Origin of the sequence: Pseudovibrio sp. POLY-S9 (genome assembly GCF_001431305.1) — a bacterium.
Taxonomy (GTDB): Bacteria; Pseudomonadota; Alphaproteobacteria; order Rhizobiales; family Stappiaceae; genus Pseudovibrio.
Map to the genome: position 1 here is coordinate 41442 of NZ_LCWX01000112.1, position 5406 is coordinate 46847.

The following is a 5406-nucleotide window of genomic DNA, read 5'->3' on the forward strand; positions in this document are numbered from 1 at the left end:
ATGCACGATGCCGTTGTAAACGACGATCTGGCTCATGCGCGGGCCTTTGCCCAGGCGAGTAATATCAGACATGGGGGACTTCCTATGCTTTATGTAAATCGGTTTGGTGAAAGCGCTGCCACGATTTCCTCCGGGAGTTCCGAAGGACGGTTGAGGCAGAGATCAGCGGTGAGGCGGGAGAGTGCCGGACTGGTTTGAATGCCGTAACCACCTTGAGCGGCGAGCCAGAAGAAGCCCTCTGCATCAGAAGCAAACCCCACAACGGGGCTGCGGTCCTCAACGAAGCTGCGAAGGCCTGCCCAGCTGTGTTCCACACGGGTGACGGAAAAGTTCACGGCATTTTCAAAACGGTACAGGCCTTCGGCGAGCACCATGTCATCCACGAAGGCATCATGAGGCTCTACAGGATCGGCATCCACGGGAGAGACGAGCAGTTTACCCGCTTCTGGTTTGGCGTAGAAGGGTTCTGCGGCGCCCTCAAACAAAGGCCAGTTGCTGCTGTCGACACCTTCCGGCAAGGGCAGAATTGCAGCGGTCCTTCGCTTTGGGGTCAGGCCAATTGTTTTGATGCCTGCAAGTTCTGCAATCTTATCAGCCCATGCGCCTGCAGCGTTGATCAGAACAGGTGCGCAAAATACGCCTTTGGGTGTGGTCACCTGCCAAAGTCCGTCTTGCCGCTCTATTTGATTGGCAGGTGCTGAAAGGACAATCTCCCCGCCGCGGGATTTGAAGAGGCGGGCATAGCCTTGAAACAGGCGGTCCACGTCAATGTCTAATGCGTTGGGCTCGTAAAGCGCGGAGGAGACTTTATCCGGATCGAGAATTGGGACCATGGCGAGGGCCTCTTCAGCGCTCCGTGTCTCTAATCCTTCTGCGTCTTCCTCGTAGGTTTCCAGCTGGTCTTCCTTGCCCTTTTCCGCCAGCATCAATAGCCCGCGCTGCGTGAGCACGGACCCCTCGCAAATGCCTTGCGGGTTCATGAGGGTGGGTTCGGAAGCGGCGTTTAATGCGCGGATGACGGCATTGCCGTAGTTGCGAATGAAGATCGCAGCAGAGCGGCCTGTTGAGTGATGGCCGATCACATCTTCCATTTCGAGCACAATGGCTTTTGCGTTCTCTGCCAGTTGAGAGGCTGCACTGATGCCAGCGATACCGCCGCCGATAATCAGAAAATCGCAATGCTGTGCCATGTCAAACCTCACAAAGATAAAAAGCAAGGCTGATATATCTAGTAAAGCGCGCGGCGATGCGAGGAAAAACCGATCTTACGCACTTTTATATTGTTCCCATAACAATGTTTGGACTGCAGATTTTCATTTGGTAGGAATGGTTTGAGATATTGGTCAGCCAATTATGAAAAGGCAAAGAACTGCCAAAGAATACGAATCTCTCTCGGGACAAACTGGGAGCTGCTCTAAGGTCGTATGCATTTGGTCGACCTATTTTGGGTGATTTCGATCGAGAGGTCGGACATTATTTCAGATCGGCTGCCAATGCATGCCAGTCAGTATAGTTAAATGTAAGTTTCTGTCGGATTTAGCATAAAGTCCGGCGTTGAAATAAAGAGCTCGGTTACTGCGAGCTGTGTTCGATGTAAGTTGATGCTAATATTATTATTACTCAGAAAGTATTAGTAAATCTCACTTTTTATGAAGATTATGTGACTTGAATCATCTATGTTTTGTTTTTCTGGGGTGCGTTCTGTAAGGCGTGACCAATTGTCAGTGCCAACACCTAGATTTGATATTTTGGTTGCCCTTTTTGCGAAATTGGTCAGAAATGCTGTTAAGGGATGTCGCCGAAGGGAAGATCGGTCTCATTTCGATAAATCGGGAATTCCGTAGCAGGCGTCGTTTGTCTGTGTACTTCAAGGGAGAATTTAGAAGAATGTTCCGCAAGTCTCATTTTATTGGTGCTGTGCTTACATCTGCTCTTATGGTGGGCGCGACCGTTGCAGAAGCGAAGACCCTGAAGGTCAGCCATAACCTGCCGACTGACAACCCGGCACATATCTCTCTGGAGTTCATGGCAAAGCGCGTTAAAGAGCTCTCCGGTGGCGATGTTAAAATGCGCATCTTCGCAAACGCGCAGCTTGGCACACAGCGTGAATCCGTTGAACTGATGCAGAACGGCCTTTTGGACATGGCCCGTTCCAATGCAGCAGAAATGGAAGCCTTTGAAGAGTCTTACTCCGCGTTGACCCTCCCATACATCTTTGAGAGCGAAGACCACTATTACAAAGTGCTGACCTCTGATGTTGCTGAAGACGTCTTCATGGCTTCCAAGGACAAAGGCTTTGTTGGTCTGGCGTTTATGGTGGACGGTTCCCGCTCGTTCTACGCAAACAAAGCAATCAACAGCCCAGCTGATCTGAAGGGTATGAAGATCCGCGTGCAGCCTTCCCCATCCGCAATCCAGATGGTTGAACTGCTCGGCGGCGCGCCTACCCCAATCTCCTTCGGTGAGCTGTACTCTGCTCTGCAGCAGGGCGTGGTTGATGGTGCTGAAAACAACCCGCAGGCACTGGTTGATGTGCGCCACGGTGAAGTTGCAAAAGTCTACTCCCGTGATGAACACACCATGATCCCTGGCGTTCTGATGGTCTCCACCAAAGTGTGGGATGGTCTGGAAGCAGAGAGCCAGAAAGCGCTGAAAACAGCGGCGCGTGAAATGATGGACTTCCACCGCGACCTTTACAACAAGCAGACCCTTGAAGCGATTGAAGCTGCAAAAAACAAGCTTCAGGTGAAGTTTGTGGAAGTTGAAAAAGCTCCATTCATCAGCGCAGTTCTGCCTATGCATGACGCACTTGCAGAAAAGTCACCTCAACTGGCTGATCTGGTTGCACGCATCAAAGGCCTTGCAAAATAAGCAAAATACTCTCCGGGCAATGAACTTAAACCCCGTCTCATTTGAGACGGGGTTTTTGTATGGATGACTGTGCGGGGTTTAGTCCGGATCAACCTTGATGCCGAGGCCGTGCAACAGAAGGTGTTGCTGGCTGGCGGAAACAATCATACCCCGATATCCACGCAGGCTTGTTAAGAAGAGCGCACCCAAATCAGCACCTCGCAAATCCGCGTAGGTCAGATCAAGATCTTCGGTTTGCGCATCAGAAAGCGTGCTGCGCTTCAGGTCTGCATTGGTCAGGTTCGTGTTGGACAGATTGCTGCTGGTCAGATCGCAGTCGGTGAGAATGCATTCCTCAAGATCCAGATCAGACAGGGTTGCGTAGTTCAGCTGGCAGTCGGTGAATGTTGCCCGTGTCTTCAACGCGCGTTTGCCCGCAACCTTGCCAAAGTCACAGCCCGCAAGTGAGGCGCCCGTCAAACGGGAGTTTTGGAAGGTGATGCAGAACATTTGCGAATACGGAAAGATGGTGAGGCGCAGATCGCAGTTGTGAAACTCCACATTGCTCAGGTCTGCGTGGCGAAAGCACCCGCCTGCCCGTGTATCGGCATAATAAAAGCTGCAGTTTTCAAACTTGGCCTCACGCAGATCGCAGCTTTTGAAGGTGCAGGCCGGAAACTGGGTGTCTTTCCAGCTGCTTTCGCGAAAATCTACGGAATTGAAGTCACCTCCGGGCTCAAAACTGCAATTGAGAAACTGCGCATCCCGCAGGTCTTTGCCCTCAAGCCAGGATGCTTCCAGCTCAGCATCTTCAATTGGTCTGCCAGATTCCAAAAGAGCCGAGAATTTTTCGTAGGTGAGAGCGTTGGAAGTATCTGAGGAAGTCATGTGAGCACCGTGATGAACGAGGAGACAACCACTGTGCCATGTGCAGTGGGAGCGTTCAATCCGACAGGTTCAATTAAGCAAGAAAAGACCGGCGTCGCCTTTTGAAATATGGAAGGCTAAGCCGGCTAGGCAATAATTTGCAACAATACAGGCGGCTCATTTCCCAAGCAAACAAACCACCAAGCAGCAAACTTAAGGACCGAATTGCGGTTGAAGGTATGCCTTCTGTGCCAAGACTGCCTCCGAAAACCTGTGCTCCCGACGCCTCTTGTTTGCTGAGTTAAATTTACTCAGAATTTTTCGAGGTGACTTGATGCAATTGCACTAATTTTCTGCAGAAAAACATAAAATTCTAAAATAAGGTGGTAACGCGCTGATATATCTAGCGAAAATATCAGATTATTTTCCTCGCCGATATGTCAGATGCATGAAATTGAGGGGGTGGGTTTAGGCCACTGAGGGAAAACCCTGAAGGGATTATATCAGGCCTGCCACGGATAGCGTGAAAGCGTGGTCATCACCAGCCGCACGATCTCCGTTTGCGAGCCAACATCCAGCCGCCGGGACACGTTGGCGATGTGGTTTCGTGCGGTATTGTAAGAAATGCCGAGTTGCTCAGCAGCGTCTCGTGTTGACGCGCCATTGGTCAGCGCCTTCACAACCTCGGTTTCCTTCGGGGTGAGATTCAGCAGATGGCTGATCATCTTGTCTGGCACTTCGGCAAAATCGGTCGGATCAAAGATCATCATCAGGCAGTATTTTGGTCTGGCCAAAAATTGCGAGAGATACGCAGGGGCGTCCTTTTGGGTCTCGATAGGCTGGATAAAGACCAGTGTGTTCGGACCAAATTCGTTACGGATGATGACCGGAGACGGCAGGGTGTGGGTGTAGATGGATTGCCTGACTGCGCTTTCCAGTGCGCTGGCCTCATCCACGGCCTTGGCAGAGAGCCGCATATAACGCCCAAGCTGCAAGTTGGTGTGCTTGCTCAGCAGCTTTTCTGCGCGCCCGTTCATCACCTGCACGCCGCTGTTTTCATCCACCACCAGAGCGCTGAATGGCATCTGCTCCAACCAGAACTTGCCTAATGCCTTGGTGGGAGCAACCGCCTCGCGCATGCGGCGCTGCAAAGCCAGCTGAAAAGCATTGCGGAAATACGGCTGCAGGAACTTCACTTCCTCATAGAGCTGGTCCTCATCTCTTTCTGACACAGCATAAGGAAGGGAGATGTTGATGTAGGAACACAAACCGTTCTGACGATCGATCATCAGAGTAATCGCGCGATCGATATTGTCGTTGGGCTCAATGAAGTTGCCGACATAGTCAGCGTGGATGTCTTCCTTGCGGAAATGACGATGCGGACGGCAGGGCTCTTCAATATCAACCCGCTTTAAAACGGAGGGCAGCGGATTGAGCTGGGCGACGGGCGCAAAGCTGTCGTGGAAGGCCTGCCCCACATTCAAAACCTTGCGATAGTCATAGTGACGGTCCGCCAGGCTTTGCACATTGATGGCAAAAGGAAACTCTGAGTACTTTGTCTGCAGTTGCTTCAACGCATTTTCCAGAGGCTCTTCATTCATGAAGGTCCGGAAGATATCGCTGATACTCTGATCAAGGAGCGGTGTCATAATCTATGGTCTGCAATATGGCTCGAAAGGAGGGGGACAG

4 protein-coding genes are annotated in these 5406 nt (G+C 51.3%); 1 reads left to right on the forward strand and 3 read right to left on the reverse strand.

The features are described 5' to 3' along the window. Positions 1-89: 89 nt before the first annotated feature. Positions 90-1190 carry an FAD-binding oxidoreductase gene (locus tag PPL9_RS09045; RefSeq protein ID WP_057462398.1) on the reverse strand — a complete coding sequence of 367 codons (1101 nt, stop codon included), beginning with the start codon at positions 1188-1190 and terminating at the stop codon, positions 90-92. A gap of 697 nt (positions 1191-1887) precedes the next feature. On the opposite strand from PPL9_RS09045, the gene PPL9_RS09050 reads away from it, so the two are divergent. Then, positions 1888-2871: a TRAP transporter substrate-binding protein gene (locus PPL9_RS09050; protein WP_057462399.1), complete on the forward strand. Its 984-nt coding sequence runs from the start codon at positions 1888-1890 to the stop codon at positions 2869-2871. Between the two features lie 78 nt (positions 2872-2949). Here the strand turns inward: PPL9_RS09050 and PPL9_RS09055 are convergent, their stop codons facing one another. After that, a complete protein-coding gene (locus tag PPL9_RS09055) occupies positions 2950-3738 on the reverse strand; it encodes a pentapeptide repeat-containing protein (protein ID WP_057462400.1) in 789 nt (262 codons plus the stop codon). A 482-nt stretch (positions 3739-4220) separates the two neighbouring features. After that, positions 4221-5366, reverse strand: coding sequence for a helix-turn-helix transcriptional regulator (locus PPL9_RS09060; protein WP_057462401.1), 1146 nt, complete (start codon positions 5364-5366; stop codon positions 4221-4223). Positions 5367-5406: the final 40 nt, after the last annotated feature.

Coding starts and splice junctions, on each gene's coding strand:
- PPL9_RS09045 (WP_057462398.1), bottom strand. CDS start 1,190: ATGGCACAGCATTGCGATTTTCTGATTATCGGCGGCGGTATCGCTGGC.
- PPL9_RS09055 (WP_057462400.1), bottom strand. CDS start 3,738: ATGACTTCCTCAGATACTTCCAACGCTCTCACCTACGAAAAATTCTCG.
- PPL9_RS09050 (WP_057462399.1), top strand. CDS start 1,888: ATGTTCCGCAAGTCTCATTTTATTGGTGCTGTGCTTACATCTGCTCTT.
- PPL9_RS09060 (WP_057462401.1), bottom strand. CDS start 5,366: ATGACACCGCTCCTTGATCAGAGTATCAGCGATATCTTCCGGACCTTC.